Source organism: Haladaptatus salinisoli, assembly GCF_020614375.1.
GTDB lineage: Archaea > Halobacteriota > Halobacteria > Halobacteriales > Haladaptataceae > Haladaptatus > Haladaptatus salinisoli.
Genome location: NZ_CP085333.1, coordinates 17,314 through 36,574, shown reverse-complemented (window position 1 = coordinate 36,574; position 19,261 = coordinate 17,314). Strand labels below are relative to the sequence as shown.

Genomic DNA, 19,261 nt, shown 5'->3' with positions numbered 1-19,261 from the left:
CGTATATCATCGGCCGACCATCTCCGTAGACACGCTTCCCTCACGAATGCCACCACTCTCGGACACACGTATTCGGCCACTCATTCTTGGACTCGTTGTCCTGCTTCTGCTACTCAGTTCGTTTGCAACTGGCGTCAGCACAAACCGATTCGCTACTGCTACTGACGTCTTCGTCTCTGACGATCCAGATCCCAACATCGGTGCACTGCCACCATTCATTCAGCCAGATCTCCGGGCGATTCTCCACTCCCCGAAGATCTCGGCAGCAAATGCTAGTCGCGCTCGTGATTTCACGTATTCAACGTCCCAGCCATCCCACAAAGTCGGACCTCGCAATCAGACACTTGCTGAGCACCGTCGCACCAACCTCCAGACCCTTCCGCACAATCGCTCGACGAGCGTGTGGTTTCCTGATTCGAATCGTACGAACGGCACTGTCGTCAAGAATGCGCATGTGACGATCCTCGGGACGCAGAACGGGACGCAAACCCGTCTCGGTCGGCCGAACACATCGTCACAAAACCTCTTCTTGCTTCCCCGGAATGGGACTGTTCTCGCTTCGCTCGATTACTCGACAGTGCTTCCAAATCAGACCTGTACGGTCACGAATGGAACCAAGACCTGTCTCGACTACTCCATCACGAGCCAGTCTATCAATCGATCACTCAGAATCGGCTCGCAAACATGGGCTATTGGAGAGACTTCACAGGAAGCCAGAGCATCGCGGCCGCTCACATACACGAATGCACAGGCGACTGAACGCACGACAATGGTCGTGAAAGGGACGATTACAACGCAGTTGGCTATTCACAAGACCGTCTCTGTCCAGACGAAGTCAGGGTGGGAACAGACAAACGTGACCTCAAATACCACTCTCCTTTCGCATACCGTCCGCGATGCAGCACCCGTCGTGATCACACCGAATCAGCAACTCAATGCGACGCAAACCCTCGTCACTGACAACGGCGAACTCAAACAGATAATTCTCCGCCTGGACGGGCCGGAGACAGTCACCAATCGTCGACACTGGAGTTATGCGTCATTCAAATCCGGGAAGATGCGCCTCGAGAACGTGTGGGGCGTCTATTCTCAGCATCGGTACCGGAATGCAACGATCGGCACCCAGCTCCCGAACACGACGCTCTCACTCAATCCATCACAGCCACTAGCTCCGCTCAACAGGTCAGTCAATCGGACCTCACCAGCCACCACGACCTCACAGAGAACGGTCCCGCCGCCAGGTGTTCTCGAGAAACAATTGATCGCCATTCGAAGCAAACCAGCGATTGCTGGGACTGGCTCACAGACAGCGTCGACGGCAACCGTTGGGCGTGTTCGTACTGTTCCGCTCGCTCCAAAGGCTGCACCGCTCAAGCCGACTGTCAACCTCTCATCGGTTCGGCCACGGGCGTCCACTCGTGTGGTTATCACAAACGTCGATCAGCCGCTCACTACGCTCTACGAGATCCATGGTGATGCGATCCCGCTGAAAACGAGGACAGTCTCTGAACACCCGGTTTCGCTCACACTAACGAAGCAGGATAAGAGACACGTTCGGATCAAACTCACCGACACACGGACTGGGAGCCCGGTCCCTAACCAATCGATCTACCTTCACGGGGCCATTAAGGGTCGGGTCTCCACCAATAGCAACGGTGTTGCTGTCGTCACACGTGATGAGAGCGCCGTCGAGGCCACGTTTCGGGGAGTCACCAACGATTCACAGGGAATCTACTACGCCCCATCGCACAATCAGATTCGGTTCGCGCCGACGCCGTTCAACATCTATAGCGCTCTGGTGGCGTTGAGTAAGGGGTTCGTGGCTGTCATCGCGTTTGTGCTGTTCTATCTCCCATTTCACTATCTCCGCCGATAATAATTCAGAATATCTAAGAAAATATTTTTACGCGATGGTACTGATATACAAGCAAACACCATCTTTTTGACACCCAATGATCCCCACCCTCCACTCACACGCTGCGTCCCTCGTTCATAGTGTTCCCAAGCTCACAGTCGAATCCACGCAATATCCTGCAGAGATGATGTCATTCGTTCTTGCTGCTGGATTCACCGGGTGGATCGCAGATCTGTTCACCTGGCTCATGACGAAGTTGATGGGCTTTGTTGGATTATTGATGTCGGGTGGCGTGTACACCTTCCTGGTCTTCGATAGTCCCTATACCGATCCGCAGTACCTCCAGGCGTTTGACCACCTGCTGGGTATTTTTCCACAGTTGCTTGTGGTAGTGGTGATGGCTGGGTTTGCGTCGCAGCCATTCGCGAGGAACGCCGACGTGGATAGTATTGTTCTTGTTTGGAAGGCACTCAAGGCGATCATTTTCGTGGCCGTGGGGCGCCAGCTCATGCATTTCGGCCTGCTACTCGTGAATGCAGTCATCGCCTACATCTACCCCGAGAGCTATGGCGCATTCGGGACCGAGATGCTCAAAACAGGGATGGAGGGTGCAGCCGCCTCCGCAGGCGTTGTCGCAGTCGGTATGGTGATTCTGAGTGTGACCTCGATCATTGGAATTCTCCTGTTGTTTGCGATGCTGGTGATTCGGGAGTTCCTCTTCGTGGCGATGTTTGTGACGCTGCCTATTCTGGCGGTCATGCTCTATCTCGACTTTGGGCCGTTCGAGGATTCGGCGAAAGCTGCGAAGATGTTCATCAACGCGACACTCTCGCTCCTGCTTGCAGGTGTCTTCATGGCTGCACTCATGTTTGTGGGTGCGACGGCAATGGGTATCACTGGATCCGGTGCAGCTACACAGGCAGCGACCACTGCAGGAGCCGATCCAGGTTCGTTTAACGATGTGCTCGAGTCGTTCCTCTTCTGGTTGATCGGCTTGGTGGCGCCTGCGATCTATGGGCTGAAAACAGCCATGTCCTCAGGTTTTGTCCCTGGTCGGATACGCAGTCGGCGGAAGCGGACATCTCGAAGTCGGTCGTCGGCATCAGCAGGCGGGTCGCAGGAGTCGAGCCGTGCGAGTATCATGAAGCAGGCTCGGTTTGGAGGGAAGCAAGCTGGTAGCTATGCAGGTTCTAAGATGGGCTCTCTTGATCAGCGTCTCACTGGTGGAGCGGTTAGTGGAAGTGTCGGTAAAGCCAGTTCAACTGTTGGAAGTGTAAAAAGTCGTGCTGGATCCAAAATTGAAGGACCGAGGACAGAGCAAGGGGTTGAATTCATGAAGAGAAAGGGAAAGCGAGCAAAGAGCGGTGGAAAGCGTGCTGCAAACGATGCTCGTGTCGGCACAAATTTCGCATTGCGAAATCTTGACCGCTCACCCCTTGACTGGGCAGAAGCTGGACTTGGCCACTATCGCGAAAATCCAGTTATAGACCCATCTGAGAATGGATCAAAAGCAGACCAAAGCACGTTGAACGAATGGACCGATTCATCCCAGGAGAAACGGGGAACCAGATAACCTGGTTCACAGAACGCACTTATGACGGGGGAAATCTAAGATAACTCATGGACGGTCAAGAAAAGATAACGTCCACCGCAGCGCAGAACAATCGCTCACGCGATCCCAAGAGACTTACTAGAATTGCGCTCTCGACACTAATTGCTTCGGTGTGTTATTTCCTTTCTCCACTTGGATTATTACTGGTCACAGGTGAACTCGTCTCGACTGTTGGTATACTCATCCCAGCAATTATCGGGGTATTTGCTATCTGGACCATTCCAACTCTTGTAACCTCTGTAATCTATGACCTCACGAACCAGGTAGCTCGATTGGATTCCCAAGACATAGATTCTGGATGGATTCTTGGAGAGGTTATCGGACTAACTCTACTAACAGGTGTGTGGTTTCTTCCTCTTTGGAGCCATCTTTCCCCACAGCTTGCAGGAGTCTTGCAACTCTTCCGTGTTGCTCCCATGCTCGACGGGCCATGGCTAATGGGCCTTAGTTGGATAGCATGTATTCCGATACAGTTGACGAGCTTTTCAGTAGTTCTCGGCTCGGATGAGGACCACTCAAAGGAGACAAAGAAACAGCGAGAACAATCTCGAGATCGTAACTACCAGAATAGCCAATCCACCAAACGACAAGAGCAGAGTCAGCATCAGAATCACAACAAAGAGACGATGACGGATATTCAGTCTGATTTCACATTTGGTTGGGAGTCAGCTCCCACCACGACGTTTCGCGATGTTGGTGGCATGGACACCCTCAAACGCAATATAATGCGGTCAGTTCTTCGCCCGCTCTCACACACCGATGCTGCCTACGAGCGGTTCAACGTCTCTCCACCAAATGGCATCCTCCTATATGGCCCCCCTGGCACGGGGAAGACTCATTTTGCTCGGGCGATTGCTGGTGAACTCGGCCACCCGTACCTTGAGCTGAGCGCTGGCGATATCAAAAGCCGATGGGTGAACGAGTCCACCGAGCAAGTTAACCAATTGTTCAACGAGGCCGAGCAGTTTGAACGCTGTGTGATCTTCGTCGACGAGATCGATGCCCTCCTCGCCGGTCGTGGGAACGATCTTCATCGTGAACATGCCCAAGTCGTCAACGAGTTTCTCGCACACTTGGACGATGAAGATCCGAGTTTCCTTCTTATTGCAGCAACGAACCGTGCGGACCTATTGGATGAAGCTGCGACTCGTCGTGGTCGCTTTGATCAGCAGTACGAGGTTGACCTTCCGGACACAGAAGCTCGCGAGAAAATCTTCCGCGTGCGGCTCCGTGAACTGCCGACTGCTCTCGACGAGGACGCCTACCAGTATCTCGCTGATCGTTCGGAAGGTCTCAGTAGTGCTGATATCGTCGGTATTGTTGACGATGCAGCGATGCAGGCCGCTGAACGCGACGCAACAGCGATTACAGCGAAAGATCTCCGCAAGTCCTTCCCTGAAGCGTCTCTCGAATAATTTGCTTCTTCAGCTTTGATCAGCAACTGTAGGGTGATTGGTCGAGAGAGATCCAATGTTAGGACACTGCTGACGAAATAGATCGGCAGGAGGGAAACATATTAGTCAGCAACACTAGCTACTAGTTATGCCCACGCCGGACGCCGACCCACCGTCCAAATTCGATCTCGCTGGCGAGTTCGAGACAAAACTGGCCGCGGAACCAGCTGATGAGCGCGTCTACCGGGTCGCGCTCCAACTCTATGAGCCGGCGCGAGTGGCTGCAATCGCAGAGCGGGCTGATTGTGCGCCCGATACCGCCCGTCGCCACCTAGAACGCCTCGTCGATATTGGTGTGCTTGAACGCGTCGCCGAAAACCCCGCGACGTACCGACGGAACGAGTCCTACTTCGAGTGGCGCAAGCGAAGCCGCCTCGAACAACTCTCGCCGAGCAAGCTCCAGGACAGACTTGAGGACCTCACGACTCGTGAACAGACACTCCGAGATCGGTACGATGCCAAGCGACCAAGCGACGTCAACGCACTCGATCACGCTGACTACGACCAGATCGAAGAGGTGTGGATGGAACTCAGCGAGTGGGAGACAGTCCGACGTCGGATCAGACGGCTTGATGATGTGCGAAAGCAGCGAGCGGCCGATTCGGAGTCGGAGGCCGCCTGACTGTGGCCAACGAAACCGATGAAACACAATCGGTTGATGAAGAGTTGCTTCGCTATCTTGCCCGTGTCCTTGCCAGTCTGGACGAGGTACAGACTACATCGCTGTTCCCCGCAAACAAGCAGGAGACACTGCTCATTCACCTTAACGCCGACTATTCTCCGGACACCATAGGCAACGTCCGACTCGAACTGCGAGTGTACACAAACGGCAATTTCCATGTCTTGTATATCGAGACCTACGTCGGGGAGATCCGGCGTTGCCGGTGGGACCGACATGAGCAAAATCACAACACACAGGATCATTTCCATCCGTTTCCGGCTGCAGGGACAAGTGATGCCGAGAATCGGGACTTCCCGACCGATGTGACTGCTCTTCTTAAAACAGTCGTCTTCCCGTGGGTGGAGACGCGCCTTGGAACGATCTAGGCGGAACACGATGAGAGCTGAAAATGTCCGAACAAGGAATATACGACTTTGCTACGTATCCAGACCCATGACCATCATTTGTGACGATGATGTACTCAGTGGGGAACCACGAATTGAGGGGACTCGTATCGGCGTTCGTCACATCGTAGCCAGAGTGATTGACACGAGCCAGTCACCTGCATATATTGCTGACCAGCTTGATCTCGCACTTACGGAGGTGTATGAAGCTCTTTCATACTATTACTCACATATCGATGAGATACGTGCTCTGAGACGAGAAAACAATACTGCGTTTGACCGCGTCCACACCCACTCACTCAAACCGAAGCAATCAGTTCAGTGACTGCCGCAACAAAGATCCGGCTGGATGAGCATGTAAGCCGCATCTTTGAGCGAGCACTGAAAGAACTTGGACAGGGGAGAACGCGCGGCCACAAGTTTATGTGAGAGATGGATTTAGAGACGCCTAGCCTGGTGGAAACGAAGCATGACAGCAGCGACGCAAGATCGACCAGAATTTGACACAGTGCAACTCACCATCAAGCCAGGGGAAGCCCAAGAACTCGTCCAGCAAACACTGAAGGGATTGCGGTCGTCAATCACAGAGGACGGAATCCTCTTGCGCTCACAAGATGGAATGCTGGTCGCGATTCTTCGTGACAACGCAACGTCCGATGAGCAGCAACGAACTGAACTCGCGTATCGCGTTGCACCACCATCGGAACTCGCAACACGAAAGGGAAAGAAGGTATTCGAGAGTCTTGAATCCCACCGTGCCTGATGACGGTTCAGCCGAGGAATTAGAGATGACCGAGGAACTCGAATCAGGGATCTGAACGGCGGACTGCTTGGATGATTTGTGAGATAGGGAGCCACTCGTCAACAAGCCCTGTCGTTTCTCGGTCTGTGGCATACTGGTTGCGTTGTTCGGTGAGCCGATCTTGCAACCATGCCCGTTGCTCGACATCAGGCGTATCTGTGTTCTGCTCCTTGAGACTTGTTTCGAGCATGTGGATGCGATGGGCGCGTTTCATGAGTGGTTGCGCTGGTGCGGAGTCAATGAACAAAATCGCTTTCTCTGTTTCATCACCGATTCGACCGACAAGCTCTGTTGGGGTTCCACCCTCTGTAAACCCAACTTTCTCCTCTGCAAGCCATTTCGGGATTTTGAGTAGCAGTTCATCAGGGTTGAGTTCGCCCAGCAGTTGCCACCGCCACTGCGTCGCTTGTTCATCAATCAATCCGCGGTCACGCGCCTCCGTCAATGAACACTCTTCGTCGGCAAGAGCCTCAGCACACCATTCACGAACAAACTCATCGTAGCTCGTATACTCACGAACCGGAAACACGACCATACATGATAGCTTCGAAGTTGCCGTCAATAACACTTCGCGTACCAGTCTCTGGCCTACTTAGACAATGGAGACACGAGTTTTCTGCTCATGGTTCGTTGTTAGTGCTAACTCCAGAGGGTTTCGATCCGTTCAGCGACATATGCAAGCACAATTGCGAGGACATCGCGATAGTCGCTCGGAAAGTCTGCTGCTGTTGCCTGTCCTGCATTCGGTGAGGGGTGAAAGTGCGTTCGTCCAACAGGCTTTGGATGCCGGTCCCATCGACACTCCCACTGTGTTCCATTTCGCCACTCTTCACAATAATGGACGGAAAAATCACCGCCAATATACCATCGGATGTCGAGTCGAGCACCCTGAATTCGATTGGGAAAGAGGGATGGATCATACTCCGCGCCAAGGTTCCGAACTCGATTTGAAGACGGTTCAAACTTCACATGTTTGAACCGGTCGTCCTGCAGTAACCGTCCCCGAATTGCTCGCAAAACATCCTCATCAAGGGGACCAGTGTCAGTTTCGTCCATCCAGACTACCCAACGATTCCAGCACCGCTGAGTGTGTCTCGATCCTTTCGTGCCCGTTCAATGATCCGAAGCTCACGACGAATCGTTTTCCAGTCACCGATGTCTTCCCAGACCGTCTCAAGCGAATCATAGTCTGCTTCCGCTAGTGCGTCAATCTGTCCTGGGTCAGCAACACCGTACTGCTCACGATACGCTTGCTCTTCTGCAACGAGGGCGGAAAGTTTGGTTTCGAGTTCAGCGTCGGTGTGCTCACGGCGAAGCTCGTTCGCACGAACCCACTCGAAGTACGCATGGTTTCTCTGGTATCGTTTCGGCCGCCCATCAATTGGTTCGACAATCCCGCGGTCGCTCAACCACTCTAGGTGTTCTCGTGCAGCTCCTTCCGAACAGTGAGCGCGGCTCGCAACCTCGTCAACGGTTGCTGGTTCATACAATTGGATGGCTGTGTCGTAGACACGATCACGCGTCGAGGACCCGTGATCCCACTGCTGCCGCTCTTTCTCAACGGCGTCTGCATCATCTGGATGACCGGGATTGGACATACACGATCCTTCGTGCTCGAAGATCATATATTTGGCCCTTAGAAGAATATATTGATCTGAACTACTACCGAACGAGGCCGACGAAGACTCGCGAGTACATCAATCGTGGCGCTCTTATCCCATTAGTATGGCTTGACTCCAGGGAACTATTCTTTGATTAGGATAATACCTTAGTGTTAGTGAAAATCAAAACAAAAGCCGACACGTGGAGTAATTATTAACTAGTCACGGTATAAGATAATATCAAATGGAAACGTTCCCAATCGCCGGCCAAATCATCAACACAAAGCTCATCTTTGGTCTGACCGCCCGCGATATCGGTGAAGCACTCGTCCTTCCGTTTCTCGGCCTTGGCATTGCCCAGAGTCTCGGCGCTTCAGGCGATCTCTTTCTCATGGCGACCGGCCTTGCGCTCGCTCTCGGTGTCGTGGTTCTCCTCATCACTCCTGCCGCACAACGGCCGCTCAGCTACGCGCGAGCTTGTGTGCACTACTATCTCGGCACCACGGTGTATCGAAATCGCCGGACACGACCCACCACAGAAACGACGAAAACCCAAGATGTCGTCGGCGTCCGCCACGCTGGCCTCGACATTGAGACGATCGAAGCGGAAAACGGTCACGACTCCCACCAGTAAACAACCATGGATTCACCACCGCCTGCCACCGACACCTCGACAGCCACTACTGGACAGTCTGGCACTCGAGACGAAGCAGAAACCGAGACTACCGAATCTGATTCCACGACAGCACCAGATGAGTCAACCACTCAGTCATCCGATGACGGCCCCACAGTACGGACAGCGCTCGGGATAGCCGATCGTGACCTTGGGACCGATGCGGACCGGCCTGAATCAGATTTGGACGTTCTCCGGGCGATAGATGCAGCTCTCGCAGAAATTGACACGGATCTCCCAACGGCTCGTAACGAAGCACGAGCTCGTGACCAGTTCCACCTCGAAGATAAACTCAACAAGCAAACGACGACACAGGCGCAACTCGGCTTTGACTATGTGCGTGATGACGGTATCGCGGTCGACGGTGAGAACTATATCGGACTCGTGAAAGTCAAGCCACGGAACTGGTTGACACTCAACTATGAGCAACGTCGGCAGGTGATGAGCGACTACATTTCGTTTCTTATGGCACTTGATTGGTCGATCGCCATCCCGTGCTATCCCCGTGAGTTCGACCTCGGTGAGCACTACAACAAGTTCATTCGCGGTGGCACGAGTGTCGCCGCACGTGGGCAATCTCCGATTCTGCAGTATGGACGCCGGTATTACATCCAGTGGGCACAGGACAACATCGACGGCTCAGGGATCAAAACACGCGACTACTACATTGTCATTCGCGTCAACGCCGCGCAGGTCACGACAAATCTGGATACTGGGAGCGTCCTCAACCAGCTGAGCACGCTCCCGCTTATCGGCTCTGCTGGCGCAAACATTCTCAAACGGCTTCCGTGGGTGGAGACGTACGAGAACGCGGAAACCGAGCTATGCATCCGGGAAGTACACAATCGCCAGCGCCGCGTCATCGACAAGCTTGGGCGAACGGACGTCGCGACTGAATTAGTCAGCACTCGACAGGAGACGATGGAACTCCTGTACCACTACTACAATCACGTGAAACCGGAGTTCGATCGCTTTGATCATGCAACATTCTCCAAGGGGGAGATCTAACGATGGGTTCTCGACTCCGATCACTCATTCCCGGCCTGAAGAGCGAACCAGGACTCGATGAAATCGATGATGAGATCTTCGACCGAGCGACCGCCATTCTCGAAGCGAATGGCGACGAACTCTCGAAGGAAAACATCCAGGCCCAAGCGAAACATCTCCTCGAACTCGAAAATGCCGAGGAGGGTGAGATTCGTCTGGGCGTTCTTCAAGATGAGACGGAACGTTCACTCGCCGACCGGGATATCATCGCTCCACACGAGATATCCGAGAGATCAGGGTTCCTAGAGTCGGGATACATGGTTCGTGGAGGCCAGTACGTGCGCACGATGACGATCCATGGCTATCCGGAGCGTGTTCCGCTCGGCTGGCTTGACGACCTCTACACGACCCACGACAATATTCGGGTGACACAGCACATCCGGCCGCGTGATTCACACGAGATTCTGCGGAAACTCCGCAATCGCCTCACACAACTTCGTGCCCGTCTCTATCGGAAAGACGAAAAAAATCAGAGTGATACCCACGAACTTGAATCCGACCACGAGGCTGTCTCCGATCTCATTTGGGATATTATTCGCGGTGAGACGAAACTGTTCACCTTTGCTATCTACTTCGAGATCATTGCCGACTCGAAGCAGGAACTAAATGAGGCGACCGAGCGTGCCTTGGAGATTATCGCCAAGGCGAATACAGAAGCGGTTCCCTTGGAGAAACGGCAAGTTGAGTCACAGGATGCCCTCGCACCGCTCGGGAGTGATCCGATCAAAGCGACCCAACTCATGCAGGAGACGGCTGTCGGCACCATGTTCCCATTTATTGAGCCTGCACTGGCCGATGACGAAGGTGTCTACTACGGGTTCGACGGGACGCATACCCCCGTTCTCCTCGATCGCTACCGGTTCTCCTCATATTCGAAGGTGATTGCTGGTGAGATGGGCTCCGGGAAGACGTTCGCCGAGAAATACGAGATGTTCCATCGCATGATGATGGATCCCGAGATCGAACTTCTCGTCCTGGATCCACTGGCTGACTTTGTCGACTTTGCGGAGGATCTTGGTGGGCAAGTCATTCGGTTTGGTGGCGAGAACACGATCAACCCACTCGAGATTCGTCGTGGGATCGACGACGTCGTCGAAGATCCGTTTCTCAAGAAGTACCGATCAGTGATGGAGTTATTCCGACTGCATTTTGCTTCGGGTGACGGCCAAGCCCTCTCAAATGAACAAGAGGGGATTCTACGGCGTGCCGTCTTGCTTTCGTATTACCAGTACGGCATCACCGAAGATCCAGCAACCCACGAGAACACGAGTCCGATTATCAGGGATATCATCGATATCCTTGAACACATCACTGATGGCGATGATCCCACTGAGTTCCTCGACTATCATCCTGATGCCGACAAACGACGAGTTGCTCCGAAAGTCCAAGATATCGCCGACCGATTCCGAGACACGGACGAGCGGCTTGCCTACCAACTTCTCCTTGGACTTGAGGCCTTCCAAGAAGGCGGCGAGAACGCGAATCTGAACGGCCGGACGAACGTCGAACTCGATAATCGGCTTGTGACCATCGACATGTCGATGTTCTCCGATACGGGGCAAGCACCACTGTTTATGCACGTGATGTTCGGCTGGATCTACCAGCGAGCACAGAGCAGCGATCGCCGGACGCAGGTGACGATTGACGAAGCTCATTATCTCTTGCGCCGAGCAGCCACGACGGATCTAATCGACCTCTTCATCAGGCATAGTCGCCACTTCAACACGGGGCTGACCTTAATCTCCCAGACGGTGGATGAGTTCCTGGTTGAGTCCACTGAGCAGTCAGCAGACGCGCTAGAGAAGGCCCGCGAGATTTACAACCTTTGTAATATCAAGCAGATTTTCCGGCACGAATCGGTGAGCGAGGAGATGATTTCCGCCCACGATCTCACGCATAACGAACAGCGATTCATCGCCTCTGCACAGACCGGTGAGGACGGGACCCACTCGGAGAGTTTACTGCTCGTTAATGACTGGAAAAAGCGCATCCAATTGCATGTTGACGAGTTTGCCGTCCATGTACTCGACGAAGACCTCGACCCGTGGGAGTACTTGATCGAGCAGAATGCGCTCGACACGAGTGATATCTCCTACCTTCTTGCGGACGGACGCGCCGAGGAGTACGATATTCCTCAATCACTGCTAGAGAAAGCTCGCGAATCCACACCACCCGCCAGCTAACGCGCGAAATTACAGGAATCAATTCACCAGCCATGACAACCACTCGTCGCTACATTCGAATCGAACCAGCCCACGAACGTGTCACACCCTCCGATATCATCTCCCGATTCGCCGGGCTACGCAAGCTCAAATCTGGCTGGAAAGTCAAATATCTCCCTCAGAAGAGTGCACCCACGTTCGAGTTTCTCGCGCTCACACAGGGGAACCAAACGCCGGTGCGCTTCTATCTCGGTGCCACTGACGAATCGCTCTTGTCGACGGTCCGCTCGGAGTTGACTACTGCATATCCGGCGAGTTACAATCTTTCAGAAGAAGAACTCACGCTGCCCGAGGAACTACTTGGGCCATCCACCAGGGAACCCGATACGGACGAAGATACTGTCGAGTCCCAGCCTATCGATGATGCGCGATCGGAACTGCTGAACCGAACACCAATTGCAGCTCGGTGGCAGGGCGTGGCAACGCGTACTGACGATTGGATGACGCCGCTCACACAGTATTCACAGCTCCACGCGACACATAATGACGACAGTGCATCGGCAAAGGCCCCGCTTGCAACGGCCGTCGAGCGGCTTGCGAAAGCGAGTGCCCCCACTGTGTTGCAAGTGTTGTTCACTCGGTATGCGGACTGGGAGAAGGCAGCCAATACACGCAAAGAGAATATTCAGACGAAACACGATGGGTTCGTCCAGTCTGCAAAAACCAGCTTCAATGATATGCTCCGGGGCTATGACGAGGAGCATATTCGCGATCGACGGCGTGGCCGAGATGCCCCTCAAATCGGGGAGAATATCCGACAGTCACCAAACGCCACAAGTGGAGGAGCTGCCTCCCGGCAAGCACTCATCGACCAGAAAAACCCTTCACAGACGTTTCTAGTAAACATGCGTGCAGCGGGGGTGCCACCCGCAGACGCTACCGAGACGACTATTGGAACGGTGCAGAGTGACGTCGACGCACTTGCGAACGCGTTCAACCATCTCGATGGGGCGTACTATGAACTCGACGGGAGCCGTCTCACGAAGGGACTGACCAATATTCGTGACCCGGCAAAGAAAGAGCTACAACGGCTGCTCGATCGGTCGCTCAAGATTTCACGCCAAGGACGGAAGCGCCCGCAGCTCATTTTGAATGCGGACGAACTCGCCAATTTCGTGGCTGTACCGAGTGCACATACATTGACCACTGAGGGTGCTCGCGGGACTCGCGGCAAAGAGCGATTGCGTCAGCCACTTCCGCTTCCGGCACCAGAGATGGTAGACCGCTTATCAGCACCTGGAATGGCGATTGGTCTGCCACTCAAAGGTCGGAATCAGCCACTTGACGATGCGATCCACGTCCACCGATCAACACTCGTTACACATTACATTCGCGCCGCCTCGACTGGGTCGGGCAAGTCCAAAAGCGTCTTGAATGATATGCTGACACTGAGTGAGCACGTTGGGGGACCAACGGTGCTGCTCGAGTCGAAAGGCGATGGGATGGTTGAAAACTATCTCAAAGCCCATTACACGAAATTCGGCACGCTGGATAACGTCTATCACTTTGATGCGCCGGATATGTTACCAGCCTTCTCGTTTTTCGATATTCGTCCCAAGCTTGCGATGGGCCGCCGCCGCGAAGATGCAATCCAGGATATCGTCGAGCACTTCCATGAAGTCATGCGGCTGATTCTCGGGAAAGAAACACATGATCGAGCATTTGTTGCGAACGAGATCCTGACGTTCTTGATCAAAGCGTTGTTTGATAAGGAATTCGGACAAGACGCGTTCAGCCTGGATTCGCTCATTGAAGCCGTCTATCAAATGCGCCATGAACGCATCATCCCGGAAATTTGTGCAGAGAACGCCCACATCGAGCGGGCGTTACTCCAACAATGTCAGCTGGACGAGGCGCAGTTCCAGCAGTCGATGGGTGGTGCTGCGAATCGACTGAACAAACTGGTTGAACTCGAGCACCTCTACCAGATCTTCAATCACGTCCCTGAGTGGGATGATGAGGCTGGCGAATACACTGAGAACGTTTTCGACTTTCGGCATTTTCTTGTGGAAGATGCAGTGATTCTGTTCGATATCGGTGAGTTGCGTACCGACTCGCGCAACGCGCTGACGATGGTTCTGCTGAGCAACCTTTGGGATGCTGCGCAGGGATGGTCCGATGAGAGCAGGACAGGCGAGGAAGAACCAATGGCCAGTGACGAGAAGATTGCAAACGTTATTATTGAAGAGGCAGCAGCGGTCGCGACCTCCGAACTCGTCTATGAGGAGTTTTTGCCCCAAGGTAGGGGCTTCGGTGTGAGCCTTGGCCTGATCATGCAGTACCCCGATCAAGTGAACGATCACAGTCGATCGAATCGACCGTATAAAGAGATTTTGAACAACGTGAAGACGAAAATCATCGGGAACATCGAGGTTGACGATGAGCTCGCGAAATCGATGGCCCATGAGAATTTGTCTAAACAGGATCTCAGCAAGCGGATACAACGGTTGCCGTCTGGCGAGTGGATCGTGCAACTCCCGAGTCCCGACTTTGGTGAAACAGATCCGACGACATTCTCGCTTGCTCCGTTGCCAATTCCAGAAGGGCACCCGGAAAGTGATGAGCCACTTTCCGGTGATGTGCGCCACCTCTTTGAGGAGATGGCTCGACCACAGGTCAGACGACGAACTCAGAACGAATGTAGCATCCCCGATCGCCCGAGCACAATCGGGCGTGTTGATGCACGGGATACGTTTGTGGAGATGGGTGATGCGGACACTGCAGGCACAGACGGGTCTCAAGAGGACACAGCCGCCGCTGAAGCTGCCGACGGTGGCACTCCAGCCGAGACACCCTTCTTCGGTACAGGTGGTGTGAGTGACGCCACAGGCACAGCTGCAGACGACAGGGCAGCAACGGGCACAGAAGACACACCAGCCAGCGACCGGCCGAGTGACGAACAGGATTTCGGAGGTGCTTCCATGTTCGGTGCACCGACGACGGAGCAGTTATCAGCCGAAGACCCACCGACATCCACTTCACCCGATCAGACAGCGACAAACATCCAGAATGGACATAGTGGCGAAGGAGAGGTAGGAACCACAGACGCAGGCGAAGAGCCGAGGGACACAGATGACGAGGCCGAACGATCAAGTGACGCTGCGCTCTCCGAGCACGTTCGCTACAATACGGAGACCGATTGCTACGTTTGTGATCTCTGTGGCACCGAATATGCCGATGCTGAGAAGCGACGAGCGAGCGCCTGCTGTCAGTTCGCATCCAAAGACGAAGTCTTCGTTGCCGCTCGTCGAGCGCACAAAACGACTGGCTCCACGAGTGACCTCCTCGATCGACTCCGGAAAATCGCTGCCCATGCCGAAGACTACGGCATTGAAATCTCTATCCAGGAGTTTGCATCGCTCGATTCGCCTGCTGAATCCGTCCCGTCGGAGGAAGAGACGTCAGAGCCACGTCCAGAACCCGAACAGACACAGGCTCCAGATACGACGGCAGCAGGTCGTTTCAGCGAAGCGACGACGGACATTCCCGATACAACGCTCCGAGCAGAGGGTGTGACACGCGATGAGGCAGCGTTTCTTGGCCTCGTGCTCGATGCGATGAACCACCAGCTCGACGAGTACTCGCTCATCGAGAGTATGGCTGATTTCGACGAGCCGTTTGCCAATCTTGACGTAGAGACGCTCATACAGAAGGGGTTCCTCGAGAAGCATCGCGCCTTCCGGCAGACGTACTACACCGTGTTGCCAGCCGGGCGAACCTTCCTCGACCGGTCACTGGCTGTGAACCCGGGGGTGGGCGATCTCGGCGAGAAAACCCCACACAAAGCTGGTGTCGTATTCCTTGAACAGTGGCTTGTCCAGTACCACGATGTCGACCGGACAGAACGCTACTATCAGCACGACTCAGGGACTGTTTTCGATGTTGCAGGATTTGACGCTTCAGGCGACCTCTGTTGGGTCGGTGAAGTTGAAACGAAGAGCCATAATACAGACGCCGTGGTCGCTGATTACGAAAAGCTCGCGAAGGCCAACGTGAACGCCGCGTGGGCATTCGAAGACCGACGGTGTGCGATCAACGTGATCGACACGCTCATCGAGACCGGTCAGCTCGATCTTTCGCTGACTGCCACCCAGAAACAGACGGTCAGTGCACTTCGTGTTGCCCTCAGCCAAACGGCAATCCCCGGTATGACCGCGGTGAACACGTTCCGGAGTCTCAAAACGGAGGTTGACACAGAGCGATGACGTCGACGTGGCGCGAAGCAACTCACGACGAGCTTCATACTTACTACACGGAATCCTTCCCAGGGAAAATCGACGCACTACCGTCGTTCATTACCGTCGAAGGGCCGAAGGAGTACGCTCTCGCGTTCAGTGAACCATACCCAGTTCGGAAGCAGAATACACCCGATCGAACGTTCATCCGCCGAGAAACGTGGCAGACAAGCGACTCAGGAGATCGAATTGCACAACACTTCGACTCACTAGACGAGCTAGTCAAGTTCATCCAGTATCCAGCTCGGCACGATCCGTTCCAAGGAAGTACTTACGCGCTTGCCGATCCGGATCTCCTCGAACGTCCCGAACCACGACCGGACGCGGTCTATTATGCGCTTGATCACTGGGAGCGTCCGTGGGTCCTTGCCGTCGATATCGACGCCAAAGATATTGCAGCACAACGAGCGACTTCCCAGACAGAAACGACTGCTGAGCCCACGGAATCAGTCGGATCTGATGCTCTTCAAGATGCCGGCATTCTCGACAGCGCACCCGAGGGCTATCCCTATACGTTTGCGGATATCGAGCAGGCTCTCGAATACGGATTTGCTGTCCAGGAGATCTTCAAGGATGACTTTGCAGCCACGGAAACGATGGTCGTCTACTCGGGTCAGGGATGTCACGTCTACCTGCTCGATACTGACCGCAAACATCGCTACGACGAGCAAAGTCGGGAAGTGATCAACGGCCTGCTGCTCGAAGAATACGAGATCCCCATCGATCCGGTTGTCACGGCCGACCGTCGCCGCGTACTGCGACTGCCATACTCGCTGCACGCTGATGTCTCGCGGGTCGTCCAACCGGTCGAGAGCCCGGATTTTGACTTCCGAACTGAGGCCGCCCCCAGTTTTCTCACGATATGAGCCGAACAACACCGCTAAACGACGAATACATGGCGTATCGAGTGGCAGCGCTGCCGCGCGATGAAGGAGAGGTCCAGCTCACACAGTTGTTCGAACGTGGGTATCAGCGCTGGACGGTCGACGATACACAAGAAACCGAGAAGTTGCTCGCAGATATTGAGCAGTTCACGTGTGATGCATTCACGCCAAGCACACGTCGGAAGGCTGCAGAGCGACCCTATGTTGATGATCCAGGGATGCTTGCCGTCCTCGCAACCCTCGGTGCGGTCTGTATCATGGATCACCCGAAACTCGAAGAGACACCACCACGTCACCTCGCACTTCTTAGGGATCTACGCGAACTCTATGTGAACAACATCGCCTCAGTCATTCGGGAGTATGATGATTTCACCCTACATCAGGAAATCGCCGAAATCCTCTACGCGAAAGAGCCTGGTGAAGACGGCCCCCACTCTGGGCGCGTCTGTACGGACATCACGACACGCTCTGCGTTCGGTGACGGATACTATCTTGAGATTCCACTCGTCGCTGCCTCGCGGAAATGCTTGGCACGGACAGATCGTGACGGTGACCAGCAAGGCGAGATTCAAGCACACGTCGCAGACAATCATCTGTACGTCCCAGTCTCGGATTTTATGCAGAAGTATCGGTCGTATGCCGAGGATGCATTTGGACGACTACTCACTGCCCAAGAAGAAGCACTCACGCCTGAGCAACGCAGTTGGCTGACTGCGAACGAGTCAGCGATCACCGAGCGGATCGATCGATTTTTCCAGGCAGGTCAGACCCACCGCCTTTGGAAGAACTGGAGCCGACAGAAACGGGATTTGCTGACGATCATCAACGCTGTCAAGGCAGCGGACGCCGACATGGCGCAGTTGGGCAAATCGCAGACAGCACGAGAACTGTATGATGCATTGGACGCCTATGAGCCCGATCAACTGTGGGAACAACACGCCTGTGACGCGATTTCGACCCCACGAAGCCTCGGGAACATTCTCTCCGCGATGCAAAATCACGCGAGCGTAACTGTCGAACAGGCCTGGCAAAATCGCTATACACTTACCGAGTACAGCGATGGCGCACAACCGATTTATATCGACGATCTCGAGGACCTCTTTGAACTTCCCTGCCTGGCGGCGATGGACGAACGGCTCCAGGAGAAAAAACCGGTCCGCAAAGACTTGTTCAATCTCGTGCGGATGGCATGGTGGTTGCCCCAGTATCGAGACGCAAGCACAGCAGAATTCATCAGTGATGTGAAAGACCTGTTTTCCCGATGGTCCTGGTACGATGCGGAGACAACGGAGTACCAGATTCGATACGAACTTGAGAACGAGATCGACGGCGAGATTCCCCTTCCAATGAATTGTTCGAACGATGATATGCAGCGCTACTGTATCGGGCGCGATCAGTGTCCGTACTCAATCTATGGGAGCCTTCCGTTCCCAGACGAAATGTACGAGCAGCTCGATAGTCAATCGACATCGGGAACCAATTGAACTGGGAATGGACTACTCTACCACAAAATAGTCAAATGTCAGCCATTGTTTTCCAGTTGGCGACAATGCTGCAAACCTAAGGCTGGATTTAGCTCTTCTATGCAAGGATTTTCGGCTCCTCAGCGGTTTTGACCTCCAAATCCTAAGGTTGGAATAGTAACAAGAAATTTGAAGCCTAAGGTTGGATGATTTACACAATTGGATGGCAGATCGAAAAGTGGCGTTAGTAGCGGTTTGGGACGCTGTAAGGCTACATTTACGATTTAGAATTGCTCTAGACAATCCTAAGGCTGGGTTTTACGGCCGGAAACCAGCCCTACGTCCCTA

At 54.0% G+C, this 19,261-nt stretch carries 16 protein-coding genes; 13 read left to right on the top strand and 3 right to left on the bottom strand.

What is annotated here, in order from left to right; genetic code table 11:
- The first annotated feature begins 46 nt into the window (after window positions 1–46).
- The 7 genes from LIX00_RS26590 to LIX00_RS24455 all read left to right on the top strand — a co-directional run bounded on the left by LIX00_RS26590 (window position 47) and on the right by LIX00_RS24455 (window position 6,749).
- Window positions 47–1,876 carry a DUF8186 domain-containing protein gene (locus tag LIX00_RS26590; RefSeq protein ID WP_497007364.1) on the top strand — a complete coding sequence of 610 codons (1,830 nt, stop codon included), beginning with the start codon at window positions 47–49 and terminating at the stop codon, window positions 1,874–1,876.
- A gap of 76 nt (window positions 1,877–1,952) precedes the next feature.
- On the top strand, window positions 1,953–3,428 hold the full coding sequence (locus LIX00_RS24480) for a TrbL/VirB6 family protein (RefSeq protein ID WP_227357559.1): 1,476 nt from the start codon (window positions 1,953–1,955) through the stop codon (window positions 3,426–3,428).
- A 47-nt stretch (window positions 3,429–3,475) separates the two neighbouring features.
- A complete protein-coding gene (locus tag LIX00_RS24475; protein ID WP_227357558.1) occupies window positions 3,476–4,882 on the top strand; it encodes an ATP-binding protein in 1,407 nt (468 codons plus the stop codon).
- A gap of 127 nt (window positions 4,883–5,009) precedes the next feature.
- Window positions 5,010–5,543: a DUF7342 family protein gene (locus tag LIX00_RS24470; protein WP_227357557.1), complete on the top strand. Its 534-nt coding sequence runs from the start codon at window positions 5,010–5,012 to the stop codon at window positions 5,541–5,543.
- Window positions 5,544–5,545: 2 nt separating this feature from the next.
- Window positions 5,546–5,968 carry a toxin-antitoxin system TumE family protein gene (locus tag LIX00_RS24465; protein WP_227357556.1) on the top strand — a complete coding sequence of 141 codons (423 nt, stop codon included), beginning with the start codon at window positions 5,546–5,548 and terminating at the stop codon, window positions 5,966–5,968.
- Window positions 5,969–5,978: 10 nt separating this feature from the next.
- Window positions 5,979–6,311: a DUF433 domain-containing protein gene (locus LIX00_RS24460; RefSeq protein ID WP_368410794.1), complete on the top strand. Its 333-nt coding sequence runs from the start codon at window positions 5,979–5,981 to the stop codon at window positions 6,309–6,311.
- 144 nt (window positions 6,312–6,455) lie between these two features.
- Window positions 6,456–6,749, top strand: coding sequence for a hypothetical protein (locus LIX00_RS24455; RefSeq protein WP_227357554.1), 294 nt, complete (start codon window positions 6,456–6,458; stop codon window positions 6,747–6,749).
- A 43-nt stretch (window positions 6,750–6,792) separates the two neighbouring features.
- Here the strand turns inward: LIX00_RS24455 and LIX00_RS24450 are convergent, their stop codons facing one another.
- The 3 genes from LIX00_RS24450 to LIX00_RS24445 form a co-directional block, all read right to left on the bottom strand.
- Window positions 6,793–7,323 (bottom strand): hypothetical protein, encoded by a 531-nt coding sequence (locus tag LIX00_RS24450; protein WP_227357553.1) that lies wholly within the window; start codon window positions 7,321–7,323, stop codon window positions 6,793–6,795.
- A 104-nt stretch (window positions 7,324–7,427) separates the two neighbouring features.
- Window positions 7,428–7,844 (bottom strand): toxin-antitoxin system TumE family protein, encoded by a 417-nt coding sequence (locus LIX00_RS26585; RefSeq protein ID WP_497007363.1) that lies wholly within the window; start codon window positions 7,842–7,844, stop codon window positions 7,428–7,430.
- A gap of 5 nt (window positions 7,845–7,849) precedes the next feature.
- Entirely contained in the window at window positions 7,850–8,386 is a 537-nt protein-coding gene (locus LIX00_RS24445) for a DUF7342 family protein (RefSeq protein ID WP_227357552.1), read from the bottom strand.
- 247 nt (window positions 8,387–8,633) lie between these two features.
- Here LIX00_RS24445 and LIX00_RS24440 point away from each other — a divergent pair, with 247 nt between their 5' ends.
- The 6 genes from LIX00_RS24440 to LIX00_RS24415 are packed head-to-tail and all read left to right on the top strand — an operon-like array spanning window position 8,634 to window position 18,934.
- Window positions 8,634–9,023, top strand: a complete 390-nt coding sequence (locus LIX00_RS24440; protein WP_227357551.1) for a hypothetical protein — start codon at window positions 8,634–8,636, stop codon at window positions 9,021–9,023.
- A gap of 6 nt (window positions 9,024–9,029) precedes the next feature.
- Entirely contained in the window at window positions 9,030–10,070 is a 1,041-nt protein-coding gene (locus tag LIX00_RS24435) for a TraC-like domain-containing protein (RefSeq protein ID WP_227357550.1), read from the top strand.
- 2 nt (window positions 10,071–10,072) lie between these two features.
- Entirely contained in the window at window positions 10,073–12,292 is a 2,220-nt protein-coding gene (locus LIX00_RS24430) for a VirB4 family type IV secretion system protein (protein WP_227357549.1), read from the top strand.
- A 32-nt stretch (window positions 12,293–12,324) separates the two neighbouring features.
- Entirely contained in the window at window positions 12,325–16,536 is a 4,212-nt protein-coding gene (locus LIX00_RS24425) for an ATP-binding protein (RefSeq protein ID WP_227357548.1), read from the top strand.
- Window positions 16,533–17,432 (top strand): bifunctional DNA primase/polymerase, encoded by a 900-nt coding sequence (locus LIX00_RS24420; RefSeq protein WP_227357547.1) that lies wholly within the window; start codon window positions 16,533–16,535, stop codon window positions 17,430–17,432. The genes LIX00_RS24425 and LIX00_RS24420 overlap by 4 nt, the downstream gene beginning before the upstream one ends.
- On the top strand, window positions 17,429–18,934 hold the full coding sequence (locus tag LIX00_RS24415; protein WP_227357546.1) for a primase-associated protein: 1,506 nt from the start codon (window positions 17,429–17,431) through the stop codon (window positions 18,932–18,934). The genes LIX00_RS24420 and LIX00_RS24415 overlap by 4 nt, the downstream gene beginning before the upstream one ends.
- The last annotated feature ends 327 nt before the right edge of the window (window positions 18,935–19,261 follow it).

Excerpts from the sequence above, each read along its gene's own strand:
- LIX00_RS24475 (WP_227357558.1), top strand. The coding sequence starts at position 3,476 with ATGGACGGTCAAGAAAAGATAACGTCCACCGCAGCGCAGAACAATCGC.
- LIX00_RS24445 (WP_227357552.1), bottom strand. The coding sequence starts at position 8,386 with ATGTCCAATCCCGGTCATCCAGATGATGCAGACGCCGTTGAGAAAGAG.
- LIX00_RS26585 (WP_497007363.1), bottom strand. The coding sequence starts at position 7,844 with ATGGACGAAACTGACACTGGTCCCCTTGATGAGGATGTTTTGCGAGCA.
- LIX00_RS24450 (WP_227357553.1), bottom strand. The coding sequence starts at position 7,323 with ATGGTCGTGTTTCCGGTTCGTGAGTATACGAGCTACGATGAGTTTGTT.
- LIX00_RS24480 (WP_227357559.1), top strand. The coding sequence starts at position 1,953 with ATGATCCCCACCCTCCACTCACACGCTGCGTCCCTCGTTCATAGTGTT.
- LIX00_RS26590 (WP_497007364.1), top strand. The coding sequence starts at position 47 with ATGCCACCACTCTCGGACACACGTATTCGGCCACTCATTCTTGGACTC.
- LIX00_RS24455 (WP_227357554.1), top strand. The coding sequence starts at position 6,456 with ATGACAGCAGCGACGCAAGATCGACCAGAATTTGACACAGTGCAACTC.
- LIX00_RS24425 (WP_227357548.1), top strand. The coding sequence starts at position 12,325 with ATGACAACCACTCGTCGCTACATTCGAATCGAACCAGCCCACGAACGT.
- LIX00_RS24420 (WP_227357547.1), top strand. The coding sequence starts at position 16,533 with ATGACGTCGACGTGGCGCGAAGCAACTCACGACGAGCTTCATACTTAC.
- LIX00_RS24460 (WP_368410794.1), top strand. The coding sequence starts at position 5,979 with ATGAGAGCTGAAAATGTCCGAACAAGGAATATACGACTTTGCTACGTA.
- LIX00_RS24440 (WP_227357551.1), top strand. The coding sequence starts at position 8,634 with ATGGAAACGTTCCCAATCGCCGGCCAAATCATCAACACAAAGCTCATC.
- LIX00_RS24430 (WP_227357549.1), top strand. The coding sequence starts at position 10,073 with ATGGGTTCTCGACTCCGATCACTCATTCCCGGCCTGAAGAGCGAACCA.
- LIX00_RS24415 (WP_227357546.1), top strand. The coding sequence starts at position 17,429 with ATGAGCCGAACAACACCGCTAAACGACGAATACATGGCGTATCGAGTG.
- LIX00_RS24435 (WP_227357550.1), top strand. The coding sequence starts at position 9,030 with ATGGATTCACCACCGCCTGCCACCGACACCTCGACAGCCACTACTGGA.
- LIX00_RS24470 (WP_227357557.1), top strand. The coding sequence starts at position 5,010 with ATGCCCACGCCGGACGCCGACCCACCGTCCAAATTCGATCTCGCTGGC.